Source organism: Klebsiella sp. M5al (assembly GCF_002090195.1).
Classification (GTDB): domain Bacteria; phylum Pseudomonadota; class Gammaproteobacteria; order Enterobacterales; family Enterobacteriaceae; genus Klebsiella; species Klebsiella grimontii.
On record NZ_CP020657.1, the window covers coordinates 2,118,717 to 2,135,131 of the forward strand.

General features: G+C 56.3%; 13 protein-coding genes and 1 tRNA gene. 10 read left to right on the plus strand and 4 right to left on the minus strand.

Annotated features, from left to right (window positions below):
• The first annotated feature begins 55 nt into the window (after window positions 1–55).
• From BWI76_RS10015 to BWI76_RS10035, 5 genes are all read left to right on the plus strand, one after another.
• Window positions 56–1,492 (plus strand): TolC family outer membrane protein, encoded by a 1,437-nt coding sequence (locus tag BWI76_RS10015; RefSeq protein ID WP_004871550.1) that lies wholly within the window; start codon window positions 56–58, stop codon window positions 1,490–1,492.
• Entirely contained in the window at window positions 1,489–3,636 is a 2,148-nt protein-coding gene (locus tag BWI76_RS10020; RefSeq protein WP_004871548.1) for a type I secretion system permease/ATPase, read from the plus strand. The genes BWI76_RS10015 and BWI76_RS10020 overlap by 4 nt, the downstream gene beginning before the upstream one ends.
• A complete protein-coding gene (locus BWI76_RS10025) occupies window positions 3,633–4,838 on the plus strand; it encodes an HlyD family efflux transporter periplasmic adaptor subunit (protein WP_004131043.1) in 1,206 nt (401 codons plus the stop codon). The genes BWI76_RS10020 and BWI76_RS10025 overlap by 4 nt, the downstream gene beginning before the upstream one ends.
• 235 nt (window positions 4,839–5,073) lie before the next feature.
• Window positions 5,074–8,217: a glycosyltransferase gene (locus BWI76_RS10030; RefSeq protein ID WP_064371668.1), complete on the plus strand. Its 3,144-nt coding sequence runs from the start codon at window positions 5,074–5,076 to the stop codon at window positions 8,215–8,217.
• A 42-nt stretch (window positions 8,218–8,259) separates the two neighbouring features.
• Window positions 8,260–9,192, plus strand: a complete 933-nt coding sequence (locus BWI76_RS10035; protein WP_004871543.1) for a hypothetical protein — start codon at window positions 8,260–8,262, stop codon at window positions 9,190–9,192.
• 36 nt (window positions 9,193–9,228) lie between these two features.
• On the opposite strand, the gene hspQ is transcribed toward BWI76_RS10035, so the two are convergent.
• Together hspQ and rlmI are read right to left on the minus strand one after the other, a co-directional pair.
• Window positions 9,229–9,546 carry a heat shock protein HspQ gene (gene hspQ, locus BWI76_RS10040; RefSeq protein WP_004871541.1) on the minus strand — a complete coding sequence of 106 codons (318 nt, stop codon included), beginning with the start codon at window positions 9,544–9,546 and terminating at the stop codon, window positions 9,229–9,231.
• 60 nt (window positions 9,547–9,606) lie between these two features.
• Window positions 9,607–10,809 carry a 23S rRNA (cytosine(1962)-C(5))-methyltransferase RlmI gene (gene rlmI, locus BWI76_RS10045; RefSeq protein WP_004871539.1) on the minus strand — a complete coding sequence of 401 codons (1,203 nt, stop codon included), beginning with the start codon at window positions 10,807–10,809 and terminating at the stop codon, window positions 9,607–9,609.
• A 190-nt stretch (window positions 10,810–10,999) separates the two neighbouring features.
• Here rlmI and BWI76_RS10050 point away from each other — a divergent pair, with 190 nt between their 5' ends.
• From BWI76_RS10050 to yccX, 3 genes are read left to right on the plus strand one after another with little or no spacing between them, the layout of a single operon-like run.
• Window positions 11,000–11,554 (plus strand): YbhB/YbcL family Raf kinase inhibitor-like protein, encoded by a 555-nt coding sequence (locus tag BWI76_RS10050; RefSeq protein ID WP_004871536.1) that lies wholly within the window; start codon window positions 11,000–11,002, stop codon window positions 11,552–11,554.
• Between the two features lie 15 nt (window positions 11,555–11,569).
• On the plus strand, window positions 11,570–12,358 hold the full coding sequence (locus tag BWI76_RS10055) for a helix-turn-helix transcriptional regulator (RefSeq protein ID WP_004871534.1): 789 nt from the start codon (window positions 11,570–11,572) through the stop codon (window positions 12,356–12,358).
• Window positions 12,359–12,409: 51 nt separating this feature from the next.
• Window positions 12,410–12,691, plus strand: a complete 282-nt coding sequence (gene yccX / locus BWI76_RS10060; RefSeq protein ID WP_004131057.1) for an acylphosphatase — start codon at window positions 12,410–12,412, stop codon at window positions 12,689–12,691.
• On the opposite strand, the gene tusE is transcribed toward yccX, so the two are convergent.
• Together tusE and yccA are read right to left on the minus strand one after the other, a co-directional pair.
• Window positions 12,688–13,017 carry a sulfurtransferase TusE gene (tusE, locus tag BWI76_RS10065; protein WP_004131058.1) on the minus strand — a complete coding sequence of 110 codons (330 nt, stop codon included), beginning with the start codon at window positions 13,015–13,017 and terminating at the stop codon, window positions 12,688–12,690. The genes yccX and tusE overlap by 4 nt on opposite strands.
• Before the next feature lie 89 nt (window positions 13,018–13,106).
• Window positions 13,107–13,766, minus strand: coding sequence for an FtsH protease modulator YccA (gene yccA / locus BWI76_RS10070; protein WP_004100829.1), 660 nt, complete (start codon window positions 13,764–13,766; stop codon window positions 13,107–13,109).
• 267 nt (window positions 13,767–14,033) lie between these two features.
• On the opposite strand from yccA, the gene BWI76_RS10075 reads away from it, so the two are divergent.
• Entirely contained in the window at window positions 14,034–15,662 is a 1,629-nt protein-coding gene (locus BWI76_RS10075; RefSeq protein ID WP_064342420.1) for an ABC transporter substrate-binding protein, read from the plus strand.
• A 141-nt stretch (window positions 15,663–15,803) separates the two neighbouring features.
• Window positions 15,804–15,891 (plus strand) — tRNA-Ser (locus tag BWI76_RS10080).
• Window positions 15,892–16,415: the final 524 nt, after the last annotated feature.

Here is a 16,415-nt window from a genome sequence, read left to right on the forward strand (position 1 = left end):
TGCGGAAATGATTATATCCGTTTTTTCAGTGCGTGTTTTCTGAAGGGTAAATTTGATGCGTCTATTTAAACAAAAAAGGAATGTCATAACCTGCGGCTATACAGCCCTCTTTATTTCTTTGAATCCGGCGTTTTTTGCTCATGCGGAAAATTCATATTTGATGCCGAATGATATTAGCAGCCAGCGCTTAACCGATAGCCAACAGGTGGCGGGGTATAACGAAGAGATTATTAATAGCCAAAGCCGAATATCCGGCCCGCTGGATATTAAAAAAGCGGTAAAAAATGCGGTGAACTGGCATCCATCTATAACCCAGGAGGTGAGTAAACTCCAGGAGATGGCGCAGAAAGTCGACGTGGCGAAAGCCAAATATTACCCGCAAGTTAGTGCGGGTATGAATAATGGTTATAGTAATACCTATTCTGATGCCGGATATACGCCATCGTTGGTCGTCTCGGTATCGCAAATGCTTTACGACTTCGGCAAAGTGTCCAGCTCGGTCAGAGCCGCAGACTCCGGCGTTGCCCAACAGCAGGCCACCGTCATGCTGAGCATCGATCAGGTCGCTCATGACACCGCGGCGGCGGTAGTCCAGGTTCAGGGCTATCAAAAGCTGGTGGACATCGCCAAAGCGCAGGTCGAGTCGCTCAAACAGATTGGCGATCTTATTCGCCAGCGCAACGATGCGGGGGCGTCGTCTTTATCGGACGTCGTGCAGACCGACACCCGCGTGGAAGGGGCGCAATCCACGCTCCTGCAATATCAGGCGGCCCTTGAGCGCTGGAAAGCCACGCTCGCGACCTACATTGGCATCGGCGGAATCGCCACGGTAACGGATGACGTCCCGCAGGGGATGGATGCCGCCTGCGCGGTAGCCAAAATCGATTACCGCTCAGTGCCTGCGGTATTAGCGGCGCTGGCCCAGGCCGGCCAGGCGCAGGCGCAGCTGGATAACGCCAACGCGCAAATGCTGCCGACGATTTCCCTTGAGCCGGAAGTTACCCACTACCTCAACGATAACTACGCCAACAGCGCGGTGCTCAATAAAACGCAATATTCCGCCTGGGTGAAAGTGCAGATGCCTATCTATCAGGGCGGGGCGATGACCGCCTCCCGCGACGCCGCCCAGCAAAGCCTGGCGGCGGCGAATGCGGCGATCAAAACCGCCCAGTTGGACGCCAGCCAGAAGCTCAACGCCTCGCGCGATGAAGCGGTTAATCTGACTCAGTCGCTGGGTATTCAGAAGCGCCAGCAGGAGTTGGGCGAACAAACCCGGGCGCTGTATCAGGATCAGTACCTTCAGCTCGGTTCGCGGCCGCTGCTGGATCTGCTCAACGTCGATCAGGAAATTTACCAGGCCAGATTTAGCCAGGTCCTGACGGAATCGCAACTGCGCTCTCTGGAGCTGGACTGCCTGTTCAGCACCGGCAAGATGCGCACGGTGTTCGCGCTGGAAAAACAAAATATCCAGGGCGTGGAGATCCGCCCATGACCCCACAAGATGAACGCGCCGGGATACCGCATCTGATCGACTGGTCCAATGCGATAGCCTTTATTGCCAACCACTATCGACAAAGCTTTTCGCCCGGAACGCTGCATGCCGCCGCCGAGTGGGCCACGCAGAAAACCCTGCCGGAGGCGCTTCGGCACCTGGCGCGCCACGCCGGGCTAAACTGCCAGATTTTATCCGCCGCCGATCAGAAAATGTCGGCCTGGCGGCTACCGCTGGTCATCCAGCTGCGCGACGGCCAAATCGCCGTGGTTGAAAGCGTTGACGTCAATAACGCCGTTGGGGTGCGGTTTGTGAAGGAGCTCGCGCTGCTCAGCTACTGCCCGCTGGAAACCCTGCTGCCGGAAATTGAAAAGACCATTGCTTTTCGCCCGGCGGCGCCGGAAAGGGATATTCGCACCGAGAGCTATCTGGCCCGCTTTCAGCCGGACTGGCTACGCAAAATTGTACTGAAAGATATTCGCCCCTATATGCACGTGATGCTGGCGTCTTTCGCCATCAACGTTCTCGCGCTGAGCGGAATTCTGTTTTCGATGCAGGTTTACGATCGGGTGATCCCGGCGCAGTCTTATCCCACGCTTTATGTTCTGTTCAGCGGCGTATTGCTGGCGGCGGTCTTTGCTTTTGTGCTGAAAATTATGCGCGGGCACGTCACGGATCTGCTCGGCAAACGCGGGGATATTCGCGTTTCTGACCGGGTCTTCGGCCACGCGCTGCGCCTGAAAAACAGCGCGGTGCCGCGCTCGACGGGGAGCTTTATTTCGCAAATCCGCGAGCTGGAGCAGGTGCGAGAAATGATGACCTCGACGATGATGACCATCGTGGCGGATTTACCGTTCTTTCTCCTGTTTCAGGTGGTGCTGTTTATTGTCTCGCCGTGGCTAAGCTGGATTGCGCCGGTGGCGACGGTCCTGATGATCCTCCCCGGCCTGCTATTGCAGCGCAAGCTGGCGGCGCTGGCCAACAAAAACCAGCACGAAAATACCTTACGTAACGCCATCCTGGTGGAAAGCATCCAGGGATTGCAGGACATCAAAATGATGCAGGCGGAAAGCCGTTTCTTGCATCAGTGGAATAGCTATATCGCGATTACCGCCGAGTCGGGGGTCAAAACGCGCAGGCTCACCCACGGCCTGGTCAGCTGGGGAATGTCGGTGCAAAACCTGCTGTACGCCACGGTGGTAGTGGTCGGCGCGCCGCTGGTGATTAATGGCGACATCACCACCGGGGCGATGGTGGCGGCATCGATGCTATCGACCCGCATGGTGGCGCCGATGACCGCGCTGTGCGGGGTACTTGCCCGCTGGCAGCAGGTGAAAACGGCGAAGGCCAGCCTCGATACGCTGATGGCGCTGCCGGTCGAAGGGGGGCAGGACGAACCCCGGGTTCACCGCGCCGTGCTGCACGGCAACTACGAGTTCCGCCAGGCGGAATTCCGCTACGGCCTTAACGACGCCGCCATCCCGCTGCGGATTAATCAACTGTCGATAAAAGCCGGGGAGAGAATCGCTGTTCTTGGACGAATCGGCGCCGGTAAATCGACCTTGCTGCAGGCGATGATGGGCAACATCGAGCTGGTCTCCGGCGAGCTGCGGCTGGATGATTTAAGCCTGCCGCAGATCGACCTCGCCGATATTCGCCGCAACGCCACCTTGCTGACCCAGGAGGCGCGGCTGTTCCACGGCACCCTGCGCGAGAACCTGATCCTCGGGCGTCCGGCGGCGACGGATGATGAAATCTTCTCGGTGCTTACCCTGTGCGGCGCGCTGGAGTTCGTGCGCAAACTGCCTCTTGGTCTTGAACACGTCGTTATGGAAGGCGGGTTGGGGCTGTCAGGCGGCCAGCGGCAGTCGCTGCTGCTGGCCAGAACGCTGCTGCGCGATCCGAACATTATCCTGCTCGATGAGCCGACCTCGTTTTTCGACGAGCGAACGGAAAAAGCTTTTGTGGAACAGCTGGCGCAGTGGGCCGGTGAAAGAACGATGATTATCGCCACGCACAAAGCGGCGGTGCTCAATATCGTTGACCGGATCCTGGTTATCCAGGACGGGCAGCTGGCGCTGGATAAACCCAAAGCGACGGTCTTTGAACAAGAGAAAGCCCGCGGTCAGGTGGTGAATATATGAGTAAATTTCCCTTACTGGCCGACAACGACCCGGTGGCGCTGCTTCCGGAGAGCGAACAAGACGAAGCGCAGATCGTAAAATCGCGGCGGCTGATTCTCCTGCTGGCCGTGATGCTGCTGGTGGGCGGCGTCTGGGCATGGTTCGCGGTGCTGGACGAAGTCTCAACGGGCACCGGGAAAGTGATCCCCAGCTCCCGGGAGCAGGTAATACAAACCCTCGACGGCGGTATTTTAACCGAGCTGAACGTGCGGGAAGGTAGCAAGGTACAAGCCGGACAGGTCGTGGCCCGCCTCGACCCCACCCGCAGCGAATCTAACGTCGGCGAAAGCCAGGCGAAATATCGCGCCTCGCTGGCGGCGAGCATTCGTTTAACTGCCGAGGTCAACAATCAGCCGCTGGCGTTTCCCGACTCCCTGAAAGCCTGGCCCGCGCTGCTGGCGGAAGAGACTCGCCTCTACCATAGCCGCAAGGAGCAGTTGAGCAAATCGACGCGCCAGCTGGACGAGTCGCTAAAACTGGTCAATAGCGAACTGGCCATCACCGAAAGGCTGGCGAAAACCGGGGCGGCGAGCAACGTTGAAGTGCTGCGTCTTCGCCAGCAGGTCGCGGATATCAGTTTTAAAAAGATCGATCTTAATACCCGCTATTTTGTTGACGCGCGTGAACAGCTGTCAAAAGCCAATGCCGACGTGGCCAGCCTGGCGGAAGTGATTAAAGGCCGCGCCGATTCGGTCACGCGCTTAACCGTTCGCTCGCCGGTGCAGGGGATCGTAAAAAATATCAAGGTCAACACCATTGGTGGGGTTATTGCGCCCAACGGTGAGCTGATGGAAATTGTTCCGGTAGATGGCCGGTTATTAATCGAAGCGCGGATTTCACCGCGCGATATCGCTTTTATTCATCCTGACCAGCAGGCGCTGGTGAAAATTACCGCCTATGATTATGCCATCTATGGCGCGCTTAACGGCGTGGTGGAAACCATATCGCCGGATACAACCCAGGACGAAGCTAAACCCGATATTTACTACTACCGGGTGTTTATTCGAACTGACTACGATTACCTGGAAAATAAAAGCGGCAAGCGCTTTTTAATCGGCCCGGGAATGATTGCCACCGTTGATATTAAGACCGGGGAAAAAACGGTCATGGATTATCTGGTCAAACCGTTTAATCGGGCAAAAGAAGCATTAAGAGAACGTTAATTCGATGGCTGACCTGTGCCGGGCTGATATATCGGCGCAGCGTCTTCCCCGGCTTGCGCTGCGCTGACCGGGCTACGTATTCACAGCCGTCTGCGGGCCGGTAGCCCGGACAAGGCGCGTTAAGCGCCGCCTCCGGGGAGTGTGCCGGGCAAAGACATAAGCGCAATTTCCAAAACGGGTTGAAATAATAATTTTTAAACATGCAACGCATTCTTGATTATACGGAGAGGGAAAGATGGCGCTAAGTGACTTACTGCAACAAGCCTGCTTTCAGGCGAAAAAATTAAAATCCACCGAATTGCCCTCTGACTATCCGGCATGGGTCATCTTCTTCAGCGTCAGCGATGGTAAGTCACGCGCGCATACTCATATCTCCAGCGGAACCAGCTTTGACCTCGCGTGGCTGGCGGGGGCCAGAGCGCTGCAGGAGTGGCGTAAAAAACAGGACAGCGAACCGCAGTGGCTGCGGATTGACATCGTGGACAGCGTGGAAAAGCTCAGCTGGCAATCCCTCAACGAAAAATTCATGGTCACCAAGCGTAACTATTTTCGCTTTGGCCTCGCGTTTGATCCGCAGTTTAGCTGCGCGATGCTTGAGCAAGAAATTACCGGTAACGCGCTGCTCTATGACGGGGATAACGGCGTCGTGGCGCCGAATAGCGTCAATCTGGAAAACTACGCCCAGCGGCGGTTTAAGCAGACGCTGAGCTGGCCGCAAGATCCGCAGCAGCCGCTCTGGCGCTTTAAAACTCAGGGCGTCTTCTGCGATCGTTTTGGGGCAAAAGTGATTGAACACACCGGACGGGGTTCCGGCTATCGCGTCATCGGGGAAGAGTGGCAGGACGAGTGCCTGGCCGAGGTGATTAAAAAAGGCACCGATTATCTGGCCCGCCAGGTAAAACAAGACGGCCTCTACCATTACGGCTGGTTTCCCTGTTTCGATCGCCCGGTCCGCTCCTATAACGCGCTGCGCCATGCCAGCTCGACCTATTCGCTGATCGAGGGCTGGGAGGCGACGCGTCAGCCGTCGGTTCGTCAGGCGATAGACCGGGCGATTGCGTACCTGGTTAACACGCTGATTGAAGTGCGGACGCTGGACGATGGCCGCGAGGCGGCGTTTCTCTGCGATGTGGGCGATGAGATCAAGCTCGGCGGCAACGCCGTCAGCATCCTGGCGCTGGTGAAATACACCGAAACGACCGGAGACCGGCAATATCTACCGCTGATGGCGCAGCTGGCGACCGGCATTGCTTTTATGCAGGATCCGCTCAGCGGCCAGTTTGTTCATGTATTAAATAGCCGCGATCTGTCGCTGAAAGCCAAATTCCGCATCATTTATTACGATGGCGAAGCGGCTTTTGCCCTGATGCGCCTGTACGGCCTGACCAACGCGCCGCAGTGGCTGGAGATGGTGGAGAAAGCCTTCGCCTATTTCATTAAAAATAAACACTGGCAGCATCATGACCACTGGTTGAGCTACTGCGTGAATGAATTGACCCGCTTCCGTCCGCAAGAGAAGTACTTTCGCTTTGGCCTGAATAACGTGCGCGATCATCTTGATTTCGTGCTGCATCGCGTCACCACCTATCCCACGCTGCTGGAATTAATGATGGCGGCGTCTGAAATGGTGACCCGGCTGGACGCCTCGCCCGAGCATCGTCATCTGCTGGCGGATTTTGACCAGCAGAAGTTCTGGCAGGCGCTGGAGGCCCGCGCCCGCTATCTGCTGAACGGCTTTTTCTGGCCCGAGCTGGCGATGTTCTTTAAAAATCCCGCGCGGATCGTTAACAGCTTCTTTATTCGCCACCACAGCTACCGCGTGCGTATCGATGATGTTGAGCACTATCTTTCCGGCTTTATCGCCTACCAGAAATACCATTTAGCGGCAAAAAAGCCGCCGCTCCAGCAGGACGACGCGCAGCCGGCGAATAGCGCGACCCCCGTGTTTTTGCTGGAGACGCTGCGTGACGTCGGCAACGGTATTGAGGTGGCGGCCATGCGCCGGGCGAAACTGTTCACCGAACATCTGCGCACCGTACCCTGGCTGATTACCGCGACGTGGAATCCCGAACTCTCCACGGCGGTTAAGGCGCTGAAAGCTCGCGGCGCGCTGCCCGAAGAGGTGCCGGTTTATAACCTTTATGCCTGGCTAAGCGATTGTCTTGAGCTGAATGCGATCTCTGCGCTGGCGCCGCTGGTGGGCAATATTGAGCTCAGACATGCCGTGAATCCCACCGCGGATCTACCGGTGGGTAAACACAACTTCCTGCTGCGTCCACAGGGAAGAATCATCGAGGATTATATTGATCGCGCCGGCAATATTCTGCTGCGCAAAAGCTTTGACGAAAAAAAGGGCAACGTGCAGCTAAGCCATCTTGAAATCGCTCTGCCGGGAGGGGACGTTAAACGCTTTGCTCAGGAAGAGGCGTTTTATGCGTGGATGCTGGAAACCCGGTTGGCGGAAAAAGGGCGCTGGCACTTTATCGTCGATAAAAATAAAACGTGGAAAAGCTTCGTTTGCTCACGGCCCGCCCAGCGTATGGCCTGCACGCTGAGCGCGATTATCCACTCCCATCATCAGTTGTCTAACGGGGCGCTGAAAAGCTCATACCGGCATATCCTGGAACAGCCGGAACTCGTAGACCAGCTGATTGTCCTGACTGATGAGCAGTGGCAGGACCTGCAGCAGGAGGGATTTCCGGCCGCCCGGATGGCGGTGATCCCCAACCATCTCGATAACGGCGCTATACCGGCGAACCCGCAGAAGACGCCTTCGCAAACGGTCATTTACCTGGCGCGCTACTCGGAAGAGAAGCAGCACGCTTTACTGCTGAGCGCGTTTCGTCAGGTGGTGAAGGCGATCCCCGACGCGCAGCTGCACACTTACGGGGTAGGGCCGCTGCGGCGCAGCTTAAGCGCGCAGGTGGCGGAGTGGGGGCTGGAGCAGGCTATCCATATCAACGGCTTCACCTCCGACATCGCGCAGGCGCATAAAACGGCCTGCTGCACGGTGCTTTGTTCGACTCAGGAGGGGCAGTCCATTTCCGCCGTCGAGGCGATGGCATACGGTACGCCGCTGATTAGCTTTGCCATTAAATATGGCCCGCGCGACATCCTGCAGGACCGGCAGGCGGGGATTCTGGTGCCCTGCGGCGATGAGGGCGCGCTGGCGGCGGCGATGATCAAGGTCATCTCCGACAAGACGCTACAGCAAAGTATGCAGCAGGCCGCGCTGCGCAACGCGCAACGCTACTACGCCAGTGCGATCGCCGGACGATGGGCGGCATGGCGGCAGGCAAGCGAACGTCAGCTGGATACCGGGACGGAGCTGGAGAGCGGGCCGGAAAAAAAGCGTCATCAGGCGGCTAACGTTGGATAACCGTCAGCGCCTTTTCCCTTTGCCTGGCCCCCTGGCGCGGCGATGAGGGGAGTCATCGCGCTACTGCTGGCGTCCTGCTGCAGTTCGCCGCTGCTGGCGCGCGATGTCGTGCAGGTTTCGCGCTGCGTTCCCGGCTCCCTGCTTCATGAGCATCGTCTGGAAAAAACGCACGTGGTCGATGACTTTCATATTTACTACAGCCTGCAGGGCAAAGATGCCCTGCGATATCCGCAGGACAGTACCGGCGATGGCGTGCCGGACGTTATAAAAGATATTGGTCGTCAGCTACAGGCGGCGCAATATCTCTACACGTCGCGGCTGGGCCTGCGCTCGCCTCTGCGGCAGAAGATTTATGCCCAGGCCCGACAGATTAACCTCTATCTGCTGGCGCTTCCTAAAGGTCATGGCCTTGCCTTCGATCGCGTGGCGGCGGAAACGATGAGCGACGGAACGGCGCTGCCCTGCGGCTTAAAAATCGTGCTTAACGCCGGGCTGCAGCCCGCGCGCAACGTTACGCCAGCCCATGAATTATTCCATTTATACCAGTACGGTTACGCGGTTTTTAAACAGAGATGGTACCTGGAGGGAATGGCGCGTTGGATGGAAAATGCCTTCAGAGCCCCGGAGAAAAGAGTTTCGCCGCTGGCTGAGCCTTCCGGGTGTGAAAGTAATTTCTCGCGCGGCTATGGGGCGGCGAACTTCTGGGCCGGCTATGCGCAGCAGTATTTTGCGCCAACAAAACTGCCTGAAAAAGCGCTAACGTACCGTTACGCTGACGGGAGTCCGGTGTTTAAAACTCTGGTTTTGCCCGGCGGTGCGATGCTGGCGCCTTTTTTTCAGCAGCTTGCGCTTACCAGCGAGGGGATTTCCCGCGCAATGAAGCGGGCAAACGACCGCTGGAGTGAACAACAGCAGCGTGACGGACAATTCAATAGTCTGATTTGCCAGGCGCTGGCAAATGCCGCGCAGAGATAAAGGGCAATAAAAAACCCGCAACGCGGGTTTTTGAGATCAGTTACGCAATCTGGGTGCCTGCAGCTGCTGGCGAATGGTTCGCGCCAGTTCGTCCAGCGACGGTTGCTCCGGATGCTCATCGCTGGCTTCGCTGCTCAGCTGCGCTTCTGCAAGATAAGTGTGAATCGGCTGACCATCATCGTCCTCCATCACCACGTGGTACCAGGGCGCAAGACGCAGTTCGTCGTTAGCGGCGATTTCGTCCTCCTCCGGCTCCGTGAGCGAGTACTCTGGATCGACATCGACGATCACGCCCAGGTAGCCCAGAAGCGTGTGGCGAACTTGTTGGCCGATACCGAATTTGCTGGCTATCATAAGCACCTCCCGGGAGACATGATTACCTGCTATATGCGGGCCGATTCTCCATTTTTCAAGTTACATGATGCGGCAAGCAAACCCTTTCAGATACAGCCCCTCCGGGTAGGTTGCTATCACCGGATGATCGGCAGCCTGGCGGAACTGTTCTATAAATTGTACATCACGTCCGGCATCCAGGGCGGCATCGGCAACGATTTTCTGAAATAAATCGGTGGTCATCAGGCCGGAACAGGAGAAGGTCAGCAGGATGCCGCCGGGATTCAATAGCTGAATCGCCAGCATGTTGATGTCCTTATAGCCGCGGCAGGCGCCCATCAGCTGGCTTTTATTTTCCACAAACTTCGGCGGATCCATCACGATAACATCGAACTTTTCCCCGGCGTCACGATATTTACGCAGCAGCTTGAAGACGTCGTCGCGGATGAACTCCGCTTTTGACAGGTCCAGCTTGTTCAGCTCAACGTTCTGTCTGGCGACGTCCAGCGCCTCCTGGGAGGTATCAACGCTGACAACCTGGCGGCAGCCGCCCATTAGCGCGGAGATGGCAAAACCGCCGGTATAGGAGAAGCAGTTCAGCACGCGCTTATCGGCGACGTAGCGACGCGTCGCCAGACGGCTGTCGCGCTGGTCAAGGTAATAGCCGGTTTTATGGCCGCCCTGAATGTCTACCAGCAGCTGCATACCGTGCTCGGTAATCGGCAGCAGGGCAGGCGGCAGCTCGCCGACAACCGGACCCTGCGCCAGCTCCAGCCCCTCTTTTTTACGTACCGCGACGTCGCTACGATCGTAGATAGCGCAGTTCGGGAACAGCGTTTGCAGCGCGCTGACAATCGCCGCGCGCTGGTATTCGGCACCGGCGCTCAGCAGCTGCAGAACAAAAAAGTCGCCAAAACGGTCGATGGTCACGCCCGGCAGGCCGTCGGATTCACCGGCTATCAGGCGATAGCTATCAAGCCCGTCGCGGGCTGCCAGCCACTCGCGCCAGGTTTGCGCCTGCTGAAGACGACGCTCGAAAAAGGCGTTATCAATGGCTTCATCGCGATCGAAGCTCCAGACGCGGGCGCGGATCTGCGAAGACGGTGAATAGGCGCCGCGGGCCAGCCATTTTCCCTGCGAATCAACGATATCGATGGTCTCACCTGAACGGGCTTTACCTTCCATTCGGGCGACGGCGCCGGAGAAAATCCACGGATGGCGACGCAGCAGGGATTTCTCGCGTCCTTTGGTTAACACTAAGCGGGGGAAAATGGAGTCTGTCATGGGCTACCTTTAAGCAACGGGAATGTCGGCACCGAAAAAATGGCGCGTAGGTTAGCACAAGTGGCTGCGGCAAGCACCATTCCACCGGTATCGACAGGTGAGCGTTTCGGCACAAAACGCAGGCGCTTTGGCACAATAAAAATCACGCCGCGATCTTACAGTATTTCCTCACCTGACGGAGGAAAATACGATGAAAACAGGATTGAAAGTCGCTGCCGCGATAATGGTCATGATAAGTGGAACGGCGATTGCCGCGCCGTTTAGCGTCAGCAGCGCGGATATGCGCGAAGGAGACGCTCTGGCGCAGAGGCATTGGTTTGGCGGCTTTGGCTGCACCGGCGGCAATATCTCACCGCAGATCGCCTGGCAAAATGCCCCGGCGGGTACCCGCAGTTTCGCGGTGACCGCTTACGATCCTGATGCGCCAACCGGGAGCGGCTGGTGGCACTGGACGGTGGTGAATATTGCCCAACAGGCGACAAGCTTAGCCGCTGGCGCCGGAGACAAAAATAACGCTAAACTGCCCGCCGGGGCGGTACAGGGGCGCAATGACTTTGGCTATGCCGGCTTTGGCGGCGCGTGTCCGCCCGCCGGCGATAAACCGCATCGCTACCGCTTTACGGTATGGGCGCTGGATATCCCGACGCTGCCCATTGACGGCGAGTCCAGCGGGGCGTTAGTCGGATTTATGTTACATAGCCACGCCATCGCCAGCGCGCAGATAACGGCGATGGCCGGAAGATAAAATAAGGGCAGCCTGATGCGGAACATTAATTTTCACCATAACGCGTTAACGGCGGCGGAAATTACCACCCGACGATTATGCAAACTGCACCGCGTCACGCTGTTCGCGCCTGCGATCTGCCGGGTAAACCGCGGCAGCAAAGTGATTGTGCAGGGCGCCAGCGAGATGCTGGCAACGCCGCAGCAGCTGATCATTTTGCCCGCCGAGGTTGAGCTCGAGGTGATTAATCAGCCGGAAAACGGGCTGTTTTGCTCCGATCTGCTCTCATTAACCCCGGAGCTGCTGGCGGATTTTAAGAATCGCTATATGAGCGAACCACAGGCTGGCCGTCTGACGTCGCTTTGCGCGCCGCTGGGGGCGGAACTGTCGTTTATGTGGCAAAGCGTCCTGCAGGCGGTACGGGAGGGGCTCAGCGGCGAACTGCAGCATCATCAGGCGATGGGGCTGCTGCTGGCGCTGTATCAGGCCGGATACGCCGGGCCGCTGCTCAACGAACGGCGCGAGGATCTAACCGGCCAGGTCAGGCAAATTATTATGCTGTCGCCTGGCGATGCGTGGAGCGTAGCGAAAGTGGCTAAAATGCTATTTCTGGGAGAGTCGACGCTGCGCCGCCGTTTGCAGCAGGAGTCCCGCAGTTTCCGCCAGATCGTGGAAGAGGTCCGTATGGCCTACGCGCTGGGGCAATTACAGTCGACGTCGCGGCCCATTGGCGAAATTGCGCAAAACAGCGGCTACCAGTGCGGATCGCGCTTTACCGCCCGTTTTCGTCAGCACTACGGCGTACTGCCAAAGCATGTACGCTGAAAGAATTTGCTATCCTCTGTAGTGAGTCATTGTCCGGAAAGGAGAGAGAATATGGCAACGGTTTGCACGATGGCGTGGGTCTACGGTTCCGTTCAGGGCGTCGGGTTTCGCTATTCGACCCAGCGCGAGGCGCTGCAGCTTGGATTAACCGGATACGCGCGCAACCTCGACGACGGCGGCGTGGAAGTGCTGGCCTGTGGAGAGGCTGAACAGGTGGAGAAGCTCATCGCCTGGCTGAAAGCCGGCGGGCCGCGCAGCGCGCGAGTTGACAGGGTTCTGACCGAGCCCCATCAGCCCACCAGAGAGTGGCAGAAATTCGCCATTTTGTATTAGATGCACTTTACCGGCTTGGGCAGTCCGGCGATTTTCGTCGCCTGCTTAGCCGGGCCTTTCGGAAACAGGCGGTAGAGATAGCGGCTGTTGCCTTTCTCTTCGCCAAACTTGTTCGCCATCGCCTTTACCAGCATACGAATCGCCGGTGAGGTGTTGAATTCCAGATAAAAGTCGCGCACAAAGCGCACCACTTCCCAGTGCTCAACGGAAAGGCTGATGCCCTCCTGCTCGGCGATAACGGCCGCCATCGCTTCGTTCCACTGGGTTGTGTCCTTCAGATAGCCTTCGCTATCGGTTTCTATTTCATTACCGTCAAAGATAAACATGATTCTTCACATACCGCTGAAAATGGCGGCAGTGTAGCAAAAAATAAGGCCCCGCATAAGCGGGGCCTCAGAACGACCGGGGGAGAGAATTAGTCTCTGCTGGCGAACCCAAGGATGCTCAGCAGGCTGACGAAGATGTTGTACAGCGAGACGTACAGGCTAACGGTCGCGCGGATGTAGTTGGTTTCACCGCCGCGGATGATATTGCTGGTCTCAAACAGAATCGCGCCTGAAGAGATCAGGATAAACACCGCACTGATAGCCAGATGCAGGGCCGGCAGCTGCAGGAAAATGTTGGCGACCATACCGATTAGCACGACCACCACGCCCGCCATCAGCATGCCGCCGAGGAAGGACATATCTTTACGGGTGGTCAGCACGTAGGCCGAGCAGCAGAAGAACACCAGCGCGGTACCGCCCAGCGCCAGGCCGATTAAGTCTCCCATGCCCGCAGACAGGTAGGCGTTAAGCATTGGCCCCAGGATGTAGCCCAGAAAACCGGTAAAGGCGAACGCGGAAATGATACCCGTTGGCTTATTCGCCGTTTTATAGGTCAGGAACATCAGGCCGTACATACCGACCAGCGTCAGAATCAGACCCGGAGAAGGCAGCATCAACACGGTGCTGGCCGTCGCCGTAATGGCCGAAAATGCCAGCGTCAGGCTAAGCAGGAAATAGGTGTTCCGCAGAACTTTGTGCGTGCTAAGCAGCGATGAACGGTCACGCGACGATGTAATGATACGATCCATGAGTCACTCTCTTATGACAGATGTAATTAATAACGAAGCATAAAAAAATCAAGGCCGAAGCCATAGTGCTTTTACCCATCTTTACTCAAGGCATGCGGGCTGAATGCAGCATTTTATTCCAGAAAAATGAAAATGCGCGGTATGTTTATTTGTTCGCCTTCTGAAGCCAGATCGAAATCTGATAACTAACTGAAAAATATTGCGTTAATGCCATTCTGCGACTAACTCTGGAGAGGGTACAAACGAAGCGTAACAAAGGCAAGGGGTATGAAATCACAAAAATATAATCACATCACACGCGTACTACTGGCCGTCGGCCTTTTCTCCATGGCTATTCCGGCGCTGGCCGCTCAGGTGCCGCCGGGAACGGTGCTGGCGGAGAAGCAGGAGCTGGTCAGAAATAACGGCAGCGAGCCGTCGTCGTTGGATCCGCATAAAGTGGAAAGCGACGTTGAAAACAACATTATCAGCGATCTTTTCGAAGGGCTGGTCAGCGTTTCGCCAGCAGGAGAAATTCAGCCCAGGCTGGCGGAGAAGTGGGAGAATAAAGACAACACCGTCTGGACGTTCCATCTGCGCCCCGGAGTGACCTGGTCCGACGGTACGGCGATTACGGCGCAGGATATCGTCTGGAGCTGGCAGCGTCTGGTGTCGCCGCTTACGGCGTCCCCTTACGCGAGCTATCCCGGCAATATGCATATCGTCAACGGCGCGGAGATAGCGCAGGGTCAAAAAGCGCCCGAGACGCTGGGCGTCAAGGCGCTGGATGATACCACCCTTGAGGTGACCTTAACTCAGCCGAATGCGGCGTTTTTGGCGATGCTGGCGCACCCGTCTCTGGTTCCGCTCGATAAAGTGCTGATATCGCGCTACGGCGACAAGTGGACCAAACCGGAGCATATGGTGACCAGCGGGCCCTATAAGCTGTCGCAGTGGGTGGTGAATGAGCGCATTGTGGCCGAGCGCAATCCGCGCTACTGGGATAACGCGCATACGGTCATCAATAAGGTGACCTATCTGCCGATAAGTTCTGAAACCGCCGACGTCAACCGCTATAAGGCGGGGGAGATCGACATCGTCTATACGGTGCCGATTAATCAGTTTGCCCAGCTCAAAAAAACCATGGGCGATCAGCTGGATGTTTCGCCGCAGCTGGCCACCTACTATTACGAATTCAACACCACCCGGCCGCCGTTTAACGACCCCCGTGTGCGACGGGCGCTCAATATGGCCCTCGATAAAGACATTATCGCGGAGAAGGTGATGGGGCAGGGGCAGCGTCCGGCCTGGCTTATCAGCCAGCCTGACATCGGCGGGGTGAAGCTGCACAATCCCGAGTACGCCAGCTGGCCGCGCGATAAGCGTATCGCCGAGGCGAAAAAGCTGCTGAGCGAGGCTGGGTATAACGAGTCACACCCGCTGGTCTTTAATCTGCTCTATAACACATCCGAATCTCACCAGCGAATTGCCATCGCCGCCAGCTCAATGTGGAAAAAGAATCTTGGCGTGGAGGCGAAGCTGCAAAACCAGGAGTGGAAAACGATGCTCGACGCCATGCATACACATAATTTTGACGCCGTGCGCTACGCGTGGATCGCTGACTATGACGATGCGGCGACGTTTCTCAACAACTTCCGCACCGGCGACAGTGAAAATACCAGCCAGTACAGCAACCCGGCCTATGATGAGGCGCTGCACAATGCGGCAAAAGCCGCTGATACGACGGCGCGGGGCAAGTTCTACCAGCAGGCGGAAGATCTGTTAGGGCAGGATGTCCCGGCCATTCCGGTCTATCACTATGTGCGCACCCATCTGGTCAAGCCATGGGTAGGCGGATTTACGCCGGATAAGCTGGGGTATTACTACAGCAAAGATATGTACATCAAAAAACATTAACCCGCAGAGGGCAGTTTGCGCTGAAAATCTGCGCAAACTGCCTGAATTTCAGACGAATAACGCGTTTTTGTTTAATTTTAAGGCAGTTGAATAAATTGGTGCTTTACAGCCAGAACAGAGGTGTTTATAGTGCGCCTCATTGGAAGCGTGGCCGAGCGGTTGAAGGCACCGGTCTTGAAAACCGGCGACCCGAAAGGGTTCTAGAGTTCGAATCTCTACGCTTCCGCCAAATATAAACCCCAAGCTATTAATTAGCTTGGGGTTTTTCGTTTTATACTGTTTCTGTTGTGCCATTTGTTGTGCCATTTCTCTTTAGCTTAGAGTGTTCCCGGCTAGCTTGCATCGGATGAAGAATGAGTTTTTAGCTACGTGTTGATGCATCTTCGAATAGGCTCCGGCGATGCTTATGTCTATCCTTTCAACGAACCCTTATTCACTGAAGTTATTATGCGAGATCATACTATCTTCAGCATTTTACGTGTACCCTCATAACTTATTGCTTCAGTCATACCAGATGAACTTTAAATCAGGAGAGACATTTAGTGAATTAGCGCGGCCACTTAGTAAGATTTTTCACAAATGGCAAGATGGCACGCAGGCGAGAGACACCTGCATTTTGTCAGAGGGTAGCCAATTACGCTCTCTTTATAGAGGTGTTTCTAAAAAAGTGTAATGTAAAAAAAAGCCTGCTGTTAGCAGGCCATAAATGTTTGTAACTCATTTTTTGTTCGATTCTGATAAATAGGGTAAGCA

Coding starts and splice junctions, on each gene's coding strand:
- BWI76_RS10035 (WP_004871543.1), top strand. CDS start 8,260: ATGAGGGGAGTCATCGCGCTACTGCTGGCGTCCTGCTGCAGTTCGCCG.
- BWI76_RS10030 (WP_064371668.1), top strand. CDS start 5,074: ATGGCGCTAAGTGACTTACTGCAACAAGCCTGCTTTCAGGCGAAAAAA.
- BWI76_RS10050 (WP_004871536.1), top strand. CDS start 11,000: ATGAAAACAGGATTGAAAGTCGCTGCCGCGATAATGGTCATGATAAGT.
- yccA (WP_004100829.1), bottom strand. CDS start 13,766: ATGGATCGTATCATTACATCGTCGCGTGACCGTTCATCGCTGCTTAGC.
- BWI76_RS10075 (WP_064342420.1), top strand. CDS start 14,034: ATGAAATCACAAAAATATAATCACATCACACGCGTACTACTGGCCGTC.
- BWI76_RS10025 (WP_004131043.1), top strand. CDS start 3,633: ATGAGTAAATTTCCCTTACTGGCCGACAACGACCCGGTGGCGCTGCTT.
- tusE (WP_004131058.1), bottom strand. CDS start 13,017: ATGTTTATCTTTGACGGTAATGAAATAGAAACCGATAGCGAAGGCTAT.
- BWI76_RS10055 (WP_004871534.1), top strand. CDS start 11,570: ATGCGGAACATTAATTTTCACCATAACGCGTTAACGGCGGCGGAAATT.
- BWI76_RS10015 (WP_004871550.1), top strand. CDS start 56: ATGCGTCTATTTAAACAAAAAAGGAATGTCATAACCTGCGGCTATACA.
- yccX (WP_004131057.1), top strand. CDS start 12,410: ATGGCAACGGTTTGCACGATGGCGTGGGTCTACGGTTCCGTTCAGGGC.
- hspQ (WP_004871541.1), bottom strand. CDS start 9,546: ATGATAGCCAGCAAATTCGGTATCGGCCAACAAGTTCGCCACACGCTT.
- rlmI (WP_004871539.1), bottom strand. CDS start 10,809: ATGACAGACTCCATTTTCCCCCGCTTAGTGTTAACCAAAGGACGCGAG.
- BWI76_RS10020 (WP_004871548.1), top strand. CDS start 1,489: ATGACCCCACAAGATGAACGCGCCGGGATACCGCATCTGATCGACTGG.